The organism is Gilliamella sp. B3023, assembly GCF_026536845.1.
GTDB lineage: Bacteria > Pseudomonadota > Gammaproteobacteria > Enterobacterales > Orbaceae > Gilliamella > Gilliamella apicola_E.
Map to the genome: position 1 here is coordinate 19,909 of NZ_JAFNNH010000007.1, position 17,100 is coordinate 37,008.

The following is a 17,100-nucleotide window of genomic DNA, read 5'->3' on the forward strand; positions in this document are numbered from 1 at the left end:
TATGAACAATCTTATCATTAAAGATTCAAAACGCATTGTTTTGGCAGATGCCATCCCACAATCCTACTTGACCGATGGTTTAAAGCTTAAATATGGGCAGGCTGATATATTAGTTTATCCTAAAACGACCGAAGAAGTAGCGGATGTGGTTAAATTTGCCAATGCCAATAATCTGAATATTACCACTCGCGGTGCTGGGACGAATTTAGTGGGTTCAACCATTCCTAATGGTGGCATTATTCTTGATTTATCATTGATGAATGAGATTGTTGAGTTAGACAAGGAAACTTTCACTATTACGGTACAGCCCGGCATTTTATTGCAGGATTTACAACAGTTTGTTGAGCAGTATGATCTTTTTTATCCACCTGATCCGGGTGCTAAATCCTCCACTATTGGCGGAAATATCAGTACTAATGCAGGAGGGATGCGTGCGGTAAAATACGGTGTAACTCGTGACTATGTGCAAGCACTTGAGGTGGTGATGGCAGATGGGAGTGTGTTAAATATTGGCAGTAAAAATGTTAAGGACAATACTGGGCTTGCTTTAAAGCATCTGTTTATTGGCAGTGAAGGTACTTTAGGCATCATTACCCAATGTACATTAAAACTGATCGCCAAGCCGAAAATATCTCAAACATTTGTTGTTGGTTTTAATACTATTGAGCAGGCTATTGCCAGTATCACAACCATTTTACATACCCTAACGCCAACCGCGCTAGAGTTTGTGGAACGTAAAGTTGCACAATGGGGCGAGAAGTATTCAGGATTTCAATTCCCACTACCTCATAGCCAAGCTTATTTGATTATTATGCTTGATGGATCAGATCAACAATCCATCGAACAGCAACGAAAGCAATTATTAGCGAATTTAGGTGACTGTGACTATTTTGTTGCTGAAGATAGCAATCAAGCTAGTCAAATTTGGACGATTCGCGGTTCATTAGTGCGAGCGGTTGAGGCAGTGACCGAACAAGATCCGATTGATATTGTGGTTCCAATAAATCGTATTGCCGATTTTATTCACTTCACCAAACAGCTTGAAGCAAAAACCAAGGTACGCATGTTAGCCTTTGGTCACGCTGGTGATGGAAATATTCATCTATGCATTTTGCGTGATGATCGTGATGATAAACAGTGGGATACCGATCTACAGCAAGTTCATCAAGCTCTTTATCAAAAATGCCTTGAACTTGGTGGATTACCTTCGGCAGAACATGGCATTGGTACAGCGAAAGTGAGCTATTATAATGATGCTATTCCCAAAGCCAATCGCCAACTTATGCACGCTATCAAGCAGCAGTTTGATCCTAAAAATTTACTCAATAATCAGGTTTATATGACGATGATTTAATCCGAGCAGTATTTTAATGATTGCTTTTAGATGAGATAAATCAGTGGCAAATTGAGAATAAATAAAGTTGAGGAGCGGGGTTTTTGAAGTCTTAAAAACCCCGCTCCTCAATTTTTTTATTGAAGCGCTAACATAAGTTGTATTGTTGTCATTACAGCACTTTCATTATTTGAACCAGTAATAAATTTTGCTACTGCTTTAGTTTCGTCGAAAGCATTACGCATTGCGAAGCTGTAATTGGCTTGTTCGAGCAGTTCTATGTCGTTGAGCCCATCACCAAATGCCATTGTTTCCTGGTAGGTGATATTTAAGATTTGTTGTAGTTTTTTGATGGTGTTGCCTTTGTGGACGTTGTGTTCAGTAATATCTATCCAAGCGGCTTCTGATACGACGATGTAAACGTCATTATCATACGGTGTTAAATGCTTGCGTGTTTGTGGGCATTGTTCTTTTTCGTCATACACGGTAATTTTGATAAAGTCGTCAGCGACAGTTTTAAAATCATCCACTTCGATGATTGTTGCATACGATCCTCGGACTTTTTGTTTTAGGTGTGCAGGCAAATTAGATTTGATTACTGCACCTTTTGCAGTACATGCAATGATGACATGCTCTTGACTGGCTTGTTCAAGGGTTTTGATGATACGTTGCCCAAGTTGATTTTCGATAAAAGAGCGATAGATAAATTCACCTTTATGTTTGATTGTGGTGGCACTATCGCCTACTATCCAAATTTTATCGAGATAATCGGCAAAGAGTTCTTCTACTCGTTCACACTGTTTTCCAGTACATGCAACAAATTGGACGTTTTGTTTTGCCATAAGGTCATAGACTTGAGTGAATAATGTTCGGTCATAGTCGCCTTGGCTATTTAAGAATGTTCCATCTAAATCAGTGATGATTAACTTGATCATATTTGCATCCTTTAGAATGAATTAACTGGCTCTTTATTCATTTTGCCAAATTCTCTATAGAGAAACAATATGATAAAGCCGAAATAGAGATGAACATTTAATTCCACCTTTTTTTATTAATTGAAAGGATTAAACCCAAAATATTACCAATTTTTATAGTCAATAAGGCGGTTATTTAGGTGTTAAATTTAGGTTATAAATTTAAGACAAGAATTTTTTCTGATTAGTTGAACTGTCAATTTTAAGTTTTAAGATTTTCTACAAAAAAGTCTGACAAGAAGCTTTCAGGATTTTTATTTTCTAATTATTCCTGCAATTAACACCTCAAAAACCCCGCTCCTCAACTTTTTTTTATTTAATTGAGATGTGCATGGCGCAATTTTAGTGATAAAAAAGCCTGAAAATTTCTTTTCAGGCTTTTTGGCTTATTTATATTGTTGCCTATTCGACGCAATAAGTAAGTAACCTTATTGTTTTGCAACAATATTTCCATCATCTACGTCTAGATGAATCTTTTTACCAGGCACTAATTTACCCGATAAAATTTGTTGAGCTAGTGGGTTTTCAATCTCTTGCTGTATTGCACGTTTCAATGGTCTTGCACCATAAATTGGGTCGAAGCCAACTTTGGCAAGTTGTTCTAGTGCACTATCAGAGATATCCATTTCATATCCACGTTCTTCTAGGCGTTTTTCAACATGAGCGAGTTGTATTTTTGCAATTGCTTTAATGTTTTCTTGACCTAGTGGGTGGAATACCACTGTTTCATCAATTCGGTTAATAAATTCCGGTCTGAAATGTTGGGTTACCACTGTCATAACTAAAGCTTTCATTTCGTCATAACTTAGTTCGACGTGACCTTGAATTAGGTCTGAACCTAAGTTAGATGTCATGATAATGACTGTGTTTCTAAAATCCACAGTTCTGCCTTGTCCATCAGTTAATCGGCCATCATCAAGCACTTGTAATAAAATATTAAATACATCTGGGTGCGCTTTTTCAACTTCATCAAGTAGGATGACGGAGTATGGTCGACGTCTTACTGCTTCAGTTAAATAGCCACCTTCTTCATAACCAACATATCCAGGAGGCGCACCGATTAATCGAGCCACGGAATGTTTTTCCATGAATTCGGACATGTCAATTCGAACCATTGCATCTTCACTGTCAAACATGAAGTTAGCTAAGGCTTTACAAAGTTCAGTTTTACCTACCCCTGTTGGTCCTAAAAATAGGAATGATCCAATTGGTTTGTTAGGGTCAGATAGCCCTGCTCGACTGCGACGAATCGCATTAGCAACGGCAACAACCGCTTCGTCTTGACCGATTACACGTTTGTGTAAGGCTTCTTCCATGTGAAGTAGTTTATCTTTTTCGCTTTCAAGCATTCTTGATACAGGAATACCCGTTGCTTTAGATAGTACTTCGGCAATTTCGTTATCGGTGACTTTGTTACGCAATAACTTCATGGTTTTGCCTTCTAATTGCGTTGCAGAAGCCAGTTTCTTTTCTAACTCTGGAATTTTGCCATATTGTAATTCGGACATTTTGTTCAAGTCACCCATTCGGCGAGCTTGTTCTATCTCGGTACGCGCTTTTTCCAGCTCCGCCTTGATATTTTGAGTGCCCGAAAGTGCAGCCTTCTCTGACTTCCACTCTTCTTCAAGTGATGCATAATCCTTTTCTTTTTCAGCAAGTTCATCGTTTAACATCTCTAGTCGTTTTTTACTTGCATCATCAGACTCTTTCTTGAGCGCTTGTTGTTCAAGTTTGAGTTGGATAATACGTCTTTCAAGTCGATCCAATGATTCTGGTTTTGAATCCATTTGCATACGGATGCTTGATGCTGCTTCGTCGATTAAGTCGATCGCTTTATCGGGTAACATTCGATCAGAGATGTAACGATGCGATAAAGTTGCAGCAGCAACAATGGCTGGATCAGTAATTTGTACGTGGTGATGCAGTTCATAGCGCTCTTTTAAGCCACGTAAGATTGCGATCGTGTCTTCAACTGTTGGTTCTGCTACATAGACTTTTTGGAATCGACGTTCTAATGCTGGATCTTTTTCTATGTATTGACGATATTCATCAAGTGTAGTTGCTCCTACGCAGTGTAGTTCACCTCGAGCTAATGCTGGTTTTAACATGTTTCCAGCGTCCATCGCCCCGTCACTTTTACCTGCACCAACCATGGTGTGAATTTCATCAATAAATAAAATTATGCTGCCTTCCGCTTTGGCAATATCTTTTAATACCGCTTTTAAGCGTTCTTCAAATTCACCACGATATTTAGCACCAGCAATTAATGCGCCCATATCTAATGATAATACGCGTTTGTTACGTAATCCTTCTGGTACTTCTCGGTTAACAATTCGTTGTGCAAGTCCTTCAACAATAGCGGTTTTACCAACACCTGGTTCACCAATGAGTACTGGGTTGTTTTTAGTTCTACGTTGTAATACTTGTATTGTGCGACGAATTTCTTCATCACGACCGATTACTGGGTCAAGTTTTCCTTGTTCTGCGCGTTCAGTTAGGTCAATGGTGTATTTTTTTAATGCACCACGTTGATCTTCAGCATTAGGATCGTTCACGTTATCACTTCCTCTCACTTGGTTAACAGCTTGGCTAAATTTTTCTTTAGTAACGCCTGCTTTTTTTAAGATATCTGCTAGGCTTCCTTTTTCATCTAATGCCGCTAATATAAATAGTTCAGACGAGATGTAGCTATCGCCATTTTTTTGGGATAATTTATCGCATAAATTTAAGATTTTAATAAATTCTTGTGATGGTATAACTTCACCACCGATACCTTGAACTTGTGGTAAGCGTTCGATTGCTTGATTTAGTTCTTGTTGTAATGTCGCAACATTCGCGCCTGAAGCAGCGAGTAATGGATTTATACTGCTTCCTTCTTGGTTTAACATGGCTGATAGCACATGTATAGGCTCTATGTATTGATTGTCTTTACCTAATGCCATTGATTGAGCATCAGCTAAAGCTTGTTGAAACTTGTTTGTGAGTTTATCTAACCTCATATTATTTATCTCCTAAGCAATAGATTTGGTTTAAATGTTTAAAACATTCAATCCATTTGCATATTCACTAAATAAGTGTGGAAGAATAAATTTCAAGAGCTGATTAACAATATTTTTGACGATTTTTTGAAACAAAGCTGTATATATATTACTCGTTTCTTTGCGAAAGATAAAGTAGCTTGAAAAATCATCGATTAATCAATAAGGTTGAGAAAATTTGGGTGACACATGGGTTTTTATCCTTTATATTAGCCTCGCTTTTAAGTTAGCCAACCGTGGTTCGTGATCCATCCCACGTAAAAAAACTAGGAAATTATATGTTTAAAATTGCTAAAGAGTTTCAATTCGATGCTTGTCATATGCTTGATGGGCATAATGGAAAATGTCATAACCTTCATGGTCATACCTACCGTTTGTTAGTCGAGATCAGCGATGATCTTATTTCCAGTGGATCCAGCGCTGATATGGTAATGGATTATGCTGATCTTAAGTTGATTGTAAAACAGCAGATTGTTGATCAATTGGATCATGCTTATCTTTATCATCAAGATAATGCTAATGAACGCCAAATAGCTATGCTTTTAGAACAAATGGAGCGTAAAGTTTTTGCTTTTCCTTGCCGTACTACAGCGGAAGGAATGAGCCAATTTATTTTCGAACGTTTGTCTCAGTTTTTGCCGGTGTCGATGATTAAGCTTTGGGAAACCCCCTCTTCTTATTGTGAGTATCATCGGAGCGAAAAATGATTGAGTATCGCATTGTTGAAATCTTCGAATCTTTACAGGGCGAAGGTTATAATACGGGTATGCCTGCTATTTTTATTCGTTTTGCTGGTTGTAATTTGAATTGTAGTTGGTGCGATACTAATTTTCGTCATTTTAAGCGCTTTTCGTTAGAGCAATTACTGGCGATGGTCGGGCAATATAAGAGTTCTAATATTATTATCACTGGCGGTGAGCCTACTATGGTTAGAGATTTACCTATATTGTTGTCCCATTTGAAGCAGGCTGGTTATTATATTGCTATTGAGAGTAATGGGCTGGGTAAGGTTGATCCATTAATTGATTATGTTGCACTGAGTCCTAAATTTTGTTATCAAAGTCGTTACCAAAACATTCTGCAATCAACTGCCAATGAAGTTCGAATCGTCGCTGAAAAACAAGCTGGCTTTATCGATTTTTGTCACTTCATTGAGCAGCATATTGAAGCTAAGCGTTACTATTTGTCTCCTTGCGAGATAAATGGTGAGATGAATATGTTTGATACCATTGAGTTGTTAGGTCAGATTAACCATAATCGTATCGATAACAAATGGCTGTTAAGTTTGCAGACTCATAAGTTTGCTAATATTGAGTAGTTTTTTATTAACTGCCATTAAACTAGTGGTTTATCACTTTTCTTCAAACCATATCATTGTCGCCATTCTTCCCGTTTTGTTTTCTCTTCGATAGGAGTAAAACAGATCGCGCTCAGTATACGTGCAATAATTACCACCATAAATTTGAGTAATTCCGATCGCGTTTAATCGCTGTTTAGCTATCATGTAAAGGTCGGCCAGATATTTTTTGCCTTCGATAAATTTGAATGCATGGTGAGCATTTTTGTCATACTCTTCAAATTGTTCTTTAACTTCAATACCTACTTCAAATTTTTGTGCACTGATTGCTGGTCCTAGCCAAACGAGAATTTCATTGGTGTTGCATTGAAATTTTTTTGCGGTTTCTTCTAAAATACCATGGCATAGTCCTCGCCAACCCGCATGAGCAGCAGCAACTTGATCGCCTTTAACTGAGCAAAATAGTACCGGCATACAATCAGCAGTTAAAACTACACTGACTTGATTAGCTTGCTTAGTGTAGGAGCCATCAGCTTCAAATCGTGTCGCATTGATTGCTGGTTTTACTTTTGTGATATCTAGGACAGTTGTACTATGCGTTTGATTTAACCAGTAAGGTTCACTTGGCACTTTTTCCGCTTGTATTAAGCGATTTCTATTTTCTACGATATTATTTAAGTCATCCCCTGTTCGACTACCTAAATTTAAGCTGTCAAAAGGTGGAAGGCTTCCCCCTCCAATGCGAGTGGAGGTGAAAGCGTGAACATTACTCGGTGCAGGCCAATAAGGATATATTGATTTAATCATTTTTATTTACCAATCAAGTTCATCTTTATGAAGTTCTGTATCTTCTTGTAACGCATGAATTAATGTTAACATATCATCCGGTATTGGCGCATGCCATTCCATAAGTTCACCTGTAATTGGATGATATAAACGTAGCATTGTTGCATGTAAAGCTTGACGATCAAATTCGCGTAGCGTTTGGATAAAGGATTCACTCGCGCCTTTTGGCGGTCTTGGTCGTCCACCATATAGTGGGTCACCCACGAGGGGGTGCGCGATATGAGCCATATGCACGCGAATTTGGTGAGTTCGGCCAGTTTCTAGCCTTAGCCGTAGTCGAGTATGAAGTCGATATTTTTCCATGACTCGATAATGGGTAACCGCTGGCTTTCCTGTCGGGAATACGGCCATATGCGTTCGTTTAGTAGGATGGCGAGTGATCGGCTGGTCGATTGTGCCACCTGCTGTAATTATTCCCATCGCTACCGCTTCATATTCACGTGTGATTTCACGATGTTGTAGCGATTCAACTAGGTGGGTTTGTGCCTCGATGGTTTTAGCAACGACCATTAGCCCTGTTGTGTCTTTATCTAAGCGATGAACGATACCCGCTCTTGGTACTCTTGAAATATCAGGATAGTGATAAAGCAATGCGTTTAGCACTGTACCATTTGGGTTACCTGCGCCGGGGTGAACAACAAGATCTCGAGGTTTGTTGATAACCAAGATATCATCATCTTCATAAACAATATTGAGTTCGATATTTTCAGGTTGGTGATATGTTTCTTCTTCGATTTCAACGTCTATAGTAATTTTTTCTCCACCGAGAACTTTTTCTTTGGGTTTATTTACAATATTATTATTAACTAACACGTGATTATTGACGATCCATTCTTTAATTCTAGATCTTGAGTAATCAGGGAAAAGCTCCGATAAAGCTTGATCCAGACGCATTCCAAGTTGTGTTGGCTCTATTTCTGATGAAAGTTTTAACTTGTGCATGTGTAATTTATCTATTTTAAGCTGTTATGATTTAGAGTATTATATACTAATCATTGCCTTTAATGTTTAATTATATTTTGGATTAAAACTGAATGAAACTTCGTTTAAATACTTTGTTAGCCATCGCTTTAAGTAGCGCGCTAATTGGTTGTACGAGTACAAAGCCTGATGTCGAAAATGTATCAGAAATTGAGTTACACAATAAAGCCAAAACTGAGCTTGAAGGTGGGAATTTAAAATCGAGTATTACTGTCTTAGAAACGATTGATAAAAATTATCCTTTTGGACCTTATTCACAACAAGTCCAACTCGATTTGATTTATGCTTATTATAAAAATGCGGATTATCCTATGGCCATTGCGTCAATTGACCGCTTTTTAAAATTAAATCCAACCCATCCGAATATCGATTGGGTGATTTATATGCGCGGTATTAACAATATGGCGCAAAATGATAATACTATTCAGGGTTGGTTTAATGTTGATCGTTCAGATCGTGATCCTGAATTTGCGATGGCAGCATTTAAAGATTTTACTTATTTGGTTTCTAGTTTTCCAACTAGTAGTTATGCCGCTGATGCAAAAAAACGTTTAGTATATTTAAAGAACCGTATCGCTCGCTATGAGTTAAAAGTGGCTCAATATTATACTAACCGTGGCGCTTATGTTGCCGTGGTAAATCGAGTCATTCAAATGTTAGCGTTATTTCCTGATACTGATTCAACAAAAACAGCATTATCGTTATTGAGTAATGCTTATAATGAATTAGGTTTGACTGACGAAAGCCAAAAAGTCGATAAACTGATACAAGCTAATCTTGAAAATATGCCTGTTGAAGAGAAGAAATCTTACTTTTCTCGCTTCTTAAGTGTATTTAATGGTGGTTAATTTAGTTCAGATCTAAAAAATAATGGCTATTTAAATATTTAAATAGCCATTTTTTTATCAGTAATTTATAAACAATATATGCCCATGAGTTACTTTCTAACATATAAATAACGGTATTCTCCATGATCATAATTTGTATTTGTTAATGCTTTTGTTAGTTCTTGGGTAAGTTTAGTTGATAACGTTGTATCCGATGAGGATAATGTAAAATCTGGTTTTATAATTTGTTCATCGACATATTGTATAAATTGAAGAAATTGATCAATATCTTTTTTGGATAAATATATACTTTTTGCCACCATCATATTAATAAGCTTATTATCAAACTCCAAAATAATCGTGTGATATAGCACTACGGTACTTTTAAGCATTATTACTGTTTGTAATGCTGACCATTGAAACGTTTGATTCAATTTTTTATGGTCATCAATACTAATCGAATATGAATTGACATTGATCGTCATTTTTTTACGGAACAAGCGAGCAATACATATAGCAAATAGAAAGACAGAAAATAATTCCGGAACAAGGAGTCCAACAATAAAAATAACCTCAAAGTATTGGTTGGGAATCATCAGCATGATCGCATCAGAGAAAAATAAATACATGAGACAACCAAGGACTAAAACACCAAAGCAACAAATGAGTATCATTAAACTTATAAATGAGCGCCGAGTGAAACAGCGAAATTCAAATGTACGATTTTCCATAAACTATTCCTGATATTTTTTAGAAATATATCTTAAGTTTTTTTAATATATACTGGGAAGCAAAGATTTATTTCTTTTTTTATTTTTATTGTTAACTTTATTGATTTTAATTCATATCAATATTGGTATCAAATCATCCTCCTTGTTTCATATATCGTTTGTAAAACGTGCCAATAACCAATACAATTAGCAAATTATTTTTTATTAGCAATAATAGATAGGACATTAATTCGTCATGCAAGAACAATATCGCCCAGATGAAATTGAAGCCAAAGTACAAAAACATTGGCAAGAAGAGAAAACTTTCCACGTTACTGAAGATCCATCTAAAGAGAAGTATTACTGTTTGTCAATGCTTCCTTATCCTTCAGGTCGTTTGCATCTTGGTCATGTCCGTAATTATACAATCGGTGATACGATCTCACGTTATCAACGCTTAAACGGCAAGAATGTTTTACAGCCAATCGGTTGGGATGCATTTGGTTTGCCAGCAGAAGGCGCAGCCGTTAAAAATAATACTGCACCAGCTAAATGGACTTATGAAAATATTGCTTATATGAAGAAGCAGTTGCAATTACTTGGTTTTGGTTATGATTGGGACCGTGAGGTTACTACTTGTCGTCCTGAGTATTACAAATGGGAGCAATGGTTTTTTACTAAATTATTTGAGAAAGGTTTAGTTTATAAAAAGACTTCAGCTGTTAACTGGTGCCCTAACGATCAAACTGTTCTAGCTAATGAGCAAGTAGTTGAAGGTTGTTGTTGGCGTTGTAATACTCCGGTTGAGCGTAAAGAGATTCCACAATGGTTTATTAAAATCACTGATTATGCCGATGAGTTATTGAATGATTTAGATACTCTTGAGAGTTGGCCAGAACAAGTTAAGACCATGCAACGTAACTGGATTGGTCGTTCTGAAGGGGTGGAATTTGACTTTGCTGTTGAAAATTATAGCGATAAGTTACGCGTTTATACTACTCGCCCTGATACGTTAATGGGTGTGAGTTTTGTATCTGTGGCGGCTGAGCATCCTCTTGCTCAATTAGCTGCGCAAAACAATCCTAAAATTGCTGAGTTTATTGCTGAATGTAAAACCACGAAAACCGCTGAAGCTGATATGGCTACAATGGAAAAGAAAGGTATGGCGACTGGATTTTTTGCCATCCATCCATTAACCGGTAATAAGGTTCCAGTTTGGATCGCTAATTTTGTATTAATTGAATATGGTACTGGTGCTGTGATGGCTGTACCGGGTCACGATGAACGCGATTATGAATTTGCATCAAAATATAATTTACCAATTAAACCAGTTATCTTAAATCAAGATGGGCAAGCTCCTGACGTTTCTGAGCAAGCTTATACTGAGCACGGTAAATTATTTAATTCAGGTGAGTTTGATGGTCTTGATTTTGATCAAGCTTTCAATGCTATCGCCGATAAACTTATTGCGTTAGGTATTGGTAACCGTAAAGTGAATTACCGTTTACGCGATTGGGGTGTTTCTCGCCAACGTTATTGGGGGGCACCGATTCCAATGGTGACGCTTGAAGATGGTACAACGATCCCAACACCTGAAGATCAACTTCCCGTCATTTTACCTGAAAATGTTGAAATGAATGGAATAACCAGTCCTATTAAAGCCGATCCCGAGTGGGCAAAAACAACTGTTAATGGTCAACCAGCCCTTCGAGAAACAGATACTTTTGATACCTTTATGGAGTCATCTTGGTATTATGCTCGCTATACTTGCCCGCATTATGACAAAGGTATGTTAGATGAAAAAGCAGCTAATTATTGGTTACCTGTTGATCAGTATGTTGGTGGTATCGAACATGCGATTATGCATTTACTTTATTTCCGATTCTTCCATAAATTGATGCGTGATTTCGGTTTGGTTAAATCAGATGAGCCTGCTAAACGTTTACTTTGCCAAGGTATGGTTTTAGCTGATGCTTTTTATTATACCAGCCCAACTAACGAGCGTATTTGGGTTTCACCAACCGAGGTGACCATTGAACGTGATGATAAAGGCCGTATTGCTAAAGCAATAGATAGTAAAGGCAATGAACTTGTTCATGCTGGTATGACTAAGATGTCAAAATCGAAAAACAACGGTATTGATCCACAAGAGATGGTAGAAAAATACGGAGCTGATACTGTTCGTTTATTTATGATGTTCGCATCCCCAGCTGATATGACGCTTGAATGGCAAGAATCCGGTGTTGAGGGCGCTAATCGATTTATTAAACGTGTTTGGCGTTTACTTTTCGAGCATTCTCAACTTGGTAAAACTGCTGCGCTCGATATCGCTAAATTGAATGCTGATCAGAAAGCTTTACGTCGTGAATTACATAAAACAATTGCTAAAGTGAGTGATGATATTGGTCGTCGTCAAACTTTCAATACAGCTATTGCTGCGGTGATGGAGTTTATGAATCGCTTACAAAAAGCACCACAAGACACTGATCAAGATCGCGCATTGATGGATGAGTCTTTAAATGCAGTAGTTCGATTACTTTATCCTATGATGCCACACGCTTGTTTTGTTATGTGGCAAGCATTAGGTCATAGTGAAACAATTGATAATGCTTCATGGCCAGTTGCTGATGAGTCAGCTATGGTTGAAGACGAAAAATTAATTGTTGTGCAAATCAATGGTAAAGTGCGTGGTAAATTCACTGTACCTGCTGATGCTCAGCAAGATTATGTTGTAGAGCAAGCTAAACAAGAGCCAAATATTGAAAAATACTTAGCTGATGCCACAATTCGCAAAGTGATTTATGTACCAGGTAAATTATTGAATCTGGTTGTAAGTTAATATTGTTGGATAACTTGGATATAGGTGGTAATACCAATGAAAAAATATTTAGCTTTACTGATGTTATTGGCGATATCGCTAACGGGATGTGGATTTCATTTGCAATATGAAACTGAAGTCCCTGCTCGATTTAAAACGCTTTCATATGTTAGTGGTGATCCTTATGGTCGTTTATCGAGAAATATTAAAGAGTTGCTACGCGATAATAAAGTAACTTTGGCTAATATTAATGATCCAGCCAATTACCCATCACTCAGAATAGTGGGTGATTCATTGAGTAAAAGCACCATATCCATTTATCAAGATGGTAAAGCAGCAGAATATCAATTAGTACTAACGATTCAAGCTCAAGTAGTAATTGCGGGTGAACAAATTCATCCAATTAATGTTCGTGTTTTCCGTACGTTCTTTGATAATCCAGCCGCAGCTCTTGCGAAAACAGTCGAGCAAAATCTAATTGAAGACGAAATGTATAAGCAGGCTGCAAAACAGATCATCCGTAAATTAAAATCGGTTGATACCCCTAATTAACGATGAAAAAAATTAGTGCAGAAAAAATCATCCATCAGTTAGGATCACCCTATTATTTAATTTTAGGTAGTGATCCTTACTTGCAACATTATGCGCAAACTGAGTTACGTAAAGCTTTTAAACAAGCTGGATATGACGAGCAACTTTCTTTCACGATAAACGCTCAAACTGATTGGCCGGCAATGTATGACAGTTGTCAGGCAATGAATTTGTTTTCTAATAAAACCTTGCTCTGTTTAGAAATTGGTGAAGGTGTGCTTAATGTTTCAGTTGCTACAAAATTAAATACGTTATGTGAAATGTTAACCCCTGATATCGGGTTGATAATCAGCTTAGTTAAGATTACCAAGACTCAAGAAAATTCAGCATGGTATAAGGCCTTGTCTGATAATTTAGTGGTTGTGAATTGTTCAACGCCAGAAGTAGCACAATTACCATCATGGATAAAAACCTATTTGCAACAAATGCAAATGACAATTGAGCAACCTGGAATTGAATTGCTTAGTTATTATTATGAAGGTAATTTGTTGGCTTTAACGCAAATTATTGAGCAATTAAAGTTACTTTACCCTAATCAGACTATTAATTATGAGCAAGTAGAATCAAATATTAATGATTCAGCAATATTCTCGCCTTATCATTGGGTTGATGCAATGGTTTACAATAAATCTAAGCGGGCAATGCATGTGTTACACCAGCTTAAAATGAATGATTTCGAGCCATTGATATTATTGCGTATTATTCAACGTGAGTTGATTTTGTTGATCAATTTAAAATTGGCTTTAGCAGAAAAATCCCCGCGCCAAGTTTTTGACGAATATCGAATTTGGCAAAATAAAAGAAAGATGTATAGTGATTATTTAAGTCGATTCGATATCAAGCATCTATTTGCTCTATTGGCCACTTTAACTGAAATCGAGATTAGCTTAAAACATAATAATGATTTACCTATTTGGGATGCTCTGTTGAATTTAACTATGCAGTTTATGGGATTAGATAATTGTTAACGGCACTCTTTGGTGGCACCTTTGATCCAATCCATTATGGGCATTTGCGCCCTGCTCTAGCCTTAGCCAAAGAGGTTGGATTGAATAATATTAGTTTATTGCCAAATCGAATTCCTGCTCATAAACCACAGCCAGAAGCCACAACAGAACAACGTTTAGCTATGTTAAAATTAGCTATATCTGATTATTCGCTTTTTTCCATCGATACACGAGAATTAGAACCACAGCTAATCAATCAACCCTCTTTTACTGTTGATACGCTTAGGGCATGGCGTGAACAAAATGGTACCCTATCAGGCTTGGCTTTTATTATAGGGCAAGACTCTTTGCTTAATTTACCCACTTGGAAAGAGTGGCAAAAGTTGCTTGATTATTGTCATTTGCTTATTTGTAAAAGGCCAGGTTATCCCCAAACCACCGATGATAGCAATTTGCAAGCATGGATTAATCAACATCAAACAAAAGATAGCCAAGCGTTACATCATTATCCAAATGGTTATATCTATTTTGCTAATACACCACTTGAATCGATTTCAGCGACAGAAATAAGGCTAAATATCGATAATCAACAATGCTGTGAAAAGTTGTTACCGAGCAAAGTTTGGCACTACATACATGAACATGGAATTTATAATTCAAAGAAATGTTAGAAATGACTTTACATCTGTGAGTTTTTTCGGCATTATTTTGCCGCTATATTTAGATAATCTGATTATAGCTGTTCTGTGTCTATACTCATATTCAATGAATTTGCACACACCAAAAATTGGTGTTTTAGTTGATAAATTCGCTTTTCTAATTAAACATAAAGAAAATCGGAATATTGATTTGAGTATATTTAATTTGTATTTAATTTTAAGAGGCCCCAATGGCAAAAGAAGATAACATTGAAATGCAAGGTACTATTCTTGATACTCTTCCGAATACGATGTTCCGAGTTGAACTTGAAAACGGTCATGTTGTTACTGCACATATTTCTGGAAAGATGAGAAAGAACTATATTCGTATTCTTACTGGCGATAAAGTAACTGTTGAAATGACACCTTACGATCTTTCAAAAGCACGTATCATATTCCGTAGTCGCTAATATCGTTATCGCACTTGTTGTTTTTGTATTATTAACCAGTTTATTGGTTATTTTCTCTTTCTTAATACAATTCCGTCGACAGATGTCGACGGAAGTGCAATCTAATCTAGATGTGACTTGTTTAGTCCATTTGAGAAAAATCCATCTGATCGTATTTTATCCATTTTGTCTTTTTAACAATCTTATAACCAAAATAAATTGAAAGAAATAATGGGATACCTATATAAGTTGCAATAACGCCATTCCAATCAATGGTATCTTGTAAAAATGCTTCATAATTTTGACCGAGTGTAATAATCAAACAAAGCACAAAAGCAAAAATAGGACCAAATGGGAAACAACTTGATCGGTAAGGTAATTTATTGAGATCTCGTCCTTGTGTGAGGTAACCTATTCTAAAACGATAGTGGCTAATTGCAATACCAAGCCATGCAATAAATCCTGTCATACCTGACATATTTAGTAGCCATAAATAGACCTCTTGATCTTTGTATAATGACGTTAAGAAACAGAGCATAGCCACTAATGTAGTTGCGAATAACGCCATATCAGGCACGCCTGTTGAAGATAATCGACTGAAAATCTTAGGCGCTTTACCTTCTTTTGCTAATGCATATAACATACGTGTTGAAGCATATAAGCCAGAGTTACCAGCAGAAAGAACCGATGTTAAAATTACCGCATTCATGATAGCTGCTGCGGATAATAATCCTGCATGTTGGAAAACTAAGGTAAATGGACTAACGCTGATATCTGTTTCATCATTACGAAGTAAGTTAGGATCAGTGTATGGAATAATTAAACTAATTACTAAGATGGCAAAGATATAAAATAGCAGTATTCGCCAAAAAACTTGTTTCATTGCTTTTGGTATATTTTTTTCTGGATCTTTAGATTCTCCCGCCGCAATACCAATTAGCTCAGTACCTTGGAATGAGAATCCAACAACCATCGCCACACCGATCATTGATGAGAATCCGCCGACAAATGGTGCACCCTCTATTTTCCAATTTTGCCAACCAGCATTTTCAGCACCTTTTAAAATGCCAATTATCATCAATAAGCCAACAACAATAAATAAAATAACAGTAACCACTTTGATTAATGAAAACCAAAATTCTGCTTCACCAAACCCTTTTACAGAAATGTAGTTTAAGCCGAAAATAATGCTTAGGAACAATAAACTCCATAACCAACTATAGGCACCAGCATCAAACCAATAGGAAATAACTAATTGTGCCGCAACTAAATCAACAGCAACAGTAATTGCCCAGTTATACCAATAGTTCCAACCAATGGCAAAACCAAATGCTTCATCTACATAACGTGCTCCATAAGTTGCAAAGGTTCCCGAAACGGGAAGATAAGCAGCTAGCTCTCCAAGGCTAGTCATTAAAAAATAAACCATTATGCCGATAATAGCATAAGATACTAATGCGCCTCCTGGACCTGCTTGTGCAACTGTTGCACCAGAAGCGACAAATAGCCCAGTACCAATTGAACCACCAATAGCGATCATTGCTAAATGGCGAGCTTTCAAATCACGCTTTAATTTTTTCGTCATATCAATTTTCTTCTTGTTAATTAAACTTACTAATTATTTTAACTACACTTAATATGATGTAGCTTA

At 36.8% G+C, this 17,100-nt stretch carries 14 protein-coding genes, 1 pseudogene and 1 riboswitch; of the genes and pseudogenes, 9 read left to right on the plus strand and 6 right to left on the minus strand.

The window, feature by feature from the left end; all coding sequences use genetic code 11:
• Position 1 precedes the first annotated feature (1 nt).
• Entirely contained in the window at positions 2–1,354 is a 1,353-nt protein-coding gene (locus tag J3U16_RS05750; RefSeq protein WP_267342623.1) for an FAD-binding oxidoreductase, read from the plus strand.
• 116 nt (positions 1,355–1,470) lie between these two features.
• Here the strand turns inward: J3U16_RS05750 and J3U16_RS05755 are convergent, their stop codons facing one another.
• Together J3U16_RS05755 and clpB are read right to left on the minus strand one after the other, a co-directional pair.
• On the minus strand, positions 1,471–2,268 hold the full coding sequence (locus J3U16_RS05755) for a Cof-type HAD-IIB family hydrolase (RefSeq protein ID WP_065733887.1): 798 nt from the start codon (positions 2,266–2,268) through the stop codon (positions 1,471–1,473).
• A 467-nt stretch (positions 2,269–2,735) separates the two neighbouring features.
• On the minus strand, positions 2,736–5,306 hold the full coding sequence (clpB, locus tag J3U16_RS05760; protein ID WP_065562591.1) for an ATP-dependent chaperone ClpB: 2,571 nt from the start codon (positions 5,304–5,306) through the stop codon (positions 2,736–2,738).
• Positions 5,307–5,575: 269 nt separating this feature from the next.
• Positions 5,576–5,621: riboswitch (PreQ1 riboswitch) on the plus strand.
• A gap of 2 nt (positions 5,622–5,623) precedes the next feature.
• Between clpB and queD the strand changes: the two genes are divergently transcribed.
• Positions 5,624–6,052 carry a 6-carboxytetrahydropterin synthase QueD gene (gene queD / locus J3U16_RS05765; RefSeq protein ID WP_065733885.1) on the plus strand — a complete coding sequence of 143 codons (429 nt, stop codon included), beginning with the start codon at positions 5,624–5,626 and terminating at the stop codon, positions 6,050–6,052.
• Positions 6,049–6,663, plus strand: coding sequence for a 7-carboxy-7-deazaguanine synthase QueE (locus J3U16_RS05770; protein WP_267338917.1), 615 nt, complete (start codon positions 6,049–6,051; stop codon positions 6,661–6,663). Before queD ends, J3U16_RS05770 begins: the two co-directional genes overlap by 4 nt.
• Positions 6,664–6,696: 33 nt before the next feature.
• Here J3U16_RS05770 and pgeF read toward each other — a convergent pair whose 3' ends face one another.
• Positions 6,697–7,446, minus strand: a complete 750-nt coding sequence (pgeF, locus tag J3U16_RS05775; protein WP_416380746.1) for a peptidoglycan editing factor PgeF — start codon at positions 7,444–7,446, stop codon at positions 6,697–6,699.
• 9 nt (positions 7,447–7,455) lie between these two features.
• Positions 7,456–8,430, minus strand: a complete 975-nt coding sequence (gene rluD, locus J3U16_RS05780; RefSeq protein ID WP_267337387.1) for a 23S rRNA pseudouridine(1911/1915/1917) synthase RluD — start codon at positions 8,428–8,430, stop codon at positions 7,456–7,458.
• A gap of 92 nt (positions 8,431–8,522) precedes the next feature.
• Here rluD and bamD point away from each other — a divergent pair.
• Positions 8,523–9,245 (plus strand): annotated as a pseudogene (bamD, locus tag J3U16_RS05785) (outer membrane protein assembly factor BamD); the annotation flags it as partial.
• 161 nt (positions 9,246–9,406) lie between these two features.
• Here the strand turns inward: bamD and J3U16_RS05790 are convergent.
• The gene (locus J3U16_RS05790) at positions 9,407–10,027 is read right to left on the minus strand and encodes a hypothetical protein (RefSeq protein ID WP_267342626.1); all 621 of its coding nucleotides are present in this window, start codon (positions 10,025–10,027) and stop codon (positions 9,407–9,409) included.
• 235 nt (positions 10,028–10,262) lie between these two features.
• Between J3U16_RS05790 and leuS the strand changes: the two genes are divergently transcribed.
• From leuS to infA, 5 genes are all read left to right on the plus strand, one after another.
• Complete coding sequence (leuS, locus tag J3U16_RS05795; protein WP_267342627.1) at positions 10,263–12,845, plus strand: leucine--tRNA ligase; 2,583 nt, start codon at positions 10,263–10,265, stop codon at positions 12,843–12,845.
• Between the two features lie 36 nt (positions 12,846–12,881).
• Complete coding sequence (lptE, locus tag J3U16_RS05800) at positions 12,882–13,376, plus strand: LPS assembly lipoprotein LptE (RefSeq protein WP_065562599.1); 495 nt, start codon at positions 12,882–12,884, stop codon at positions 13,374–13,376.
• A gap of 2 nt (positions 13,377–13,378) precedes the next feature.
• Complete coding sequence (gene holA, locus J3U16_RS05805) at positions 13,379–14,383, plus strand: DNA polymerase III subunit delta (protein ID WP_267331648.1); 1,005 nt, start codon at positions 13,379–13,381, stop codon at positions 14,381–14,383.
• Positions 14,377–15,033 carry a nicotinate-nucleotide adenylyltransferase gene (nadD, locus tag J3U16_RS05810; RefSeq protein WP_267331649.1) on the plus strand — a complete coding sequence of 219 codons (657 nt, stop codon included), beginning with the start codon at positions 14,377–14,379 and terminating at the stop codon, positions 15,031–15,033. Before holA ends, nadD begins: the two co-directional genes overlap by 7 nt.
• Before the next feature lie 218 nt (positions 15,034–15,251).
• Complete coding sequence (infA, locus tag J3U16_RS05815; protein ID WP_025315083.1) at positions 15,252–15,470, plus strand: translation initiation factor IF-1; 219 nt, start codon at positions 15,252–15,254, stop codon at positions 15,468–15,470.
• A gap of 121 nt (positions 15,471–15,591) precedes the next feature.
• Here the strand turns inward: infA and J3U16_RS05820 are convergent, their stop codons facing one another.
• A complete protein-coding gene (locus tag J3U16_RS05820) occupies positions 15,592–17,055 on the minus strand; it encodes an amino acid permease (RefSeq protein ID WP_267330679.1) in 1,464 nt (487 codons plus the stop codon).
• Between the last annotated feature and the right edge of the window lie 45 nt (positions 17,056–17,100).

Bases quoted from the DNA above. Each gene is read 5' to 3' on its own strand.
- lptE (WP_065562599.1), top strand. From the start codon at position 12,882: ATGAAAAAATATTTAGCTTTACTGATGTTATTGGCGATATCGCTAACG.
- holA (WP_267331648.1), top strand. From the start codon at position 13,379: ATGAAAAAAATTAGTGCAGAAAAAATCATCCATCAGTTAGGATCACCC.
- rluD (WP_267337387.1), bottom strand. From the start codon at position 8,430: ATGCACAAGTTAAAACTTTCATCAGAAATAGAGCCAACACAACTTGGA.
- J3U16_RS05790 (WP_267342626.1), bottom strand. From the start codon at position 10,027: ATGGAAAATCGTACATTTGAATTTCGCTGTTTCACTCGGCGCTCATTT.
- J3U16_RS05755 (WP_065733887.1), bottom strand. From the start codon at position 2,268: ATGATCAAGTTAATCATCACTGATTTAGATGGAACATTCTTAAATAGC.
- clpB (WP_065562591.1), bottom strand. From the start codon at position 5,306: ATGAGGTTAGATAAACTCACAAACAAGTTTCAACAAGCTTTAGCTGAT.
- J3U16_RS05750 (WP_267342623.1), top strand. From the start codon at position 2: ATGAACAATCTTATCATTAAAGATTCAAAACGCATTGTTTTGGCAGAT.
- J3U16_RS05770 (WP_267338917.1), top strand. From the start codon at position 6,049: ATGATTGAGTATCGCATTGTTGAAATCTTCGAATCTTTACAGGGCGAA.
- queD (WP_065733885.1), top strand. From the start codon at position 5,624: ATGTTTAAAATTGCTAAAGAGTTTCAATTCGATGCTTGTCATATGCTT.
- leuS (WP_267342627.1), top strand. From the start codon at position 10,263: ATGCAAGAACAATATCGCCCAGATGAAATTGAAGCCAAAGTACAAAAA.
- infA (WP_025315083.1), top strand. From the start codon at position 15,252: ATGGCAAAAGAAGATAACATTGAAATGCAAGGTACTATTCTTGATACT.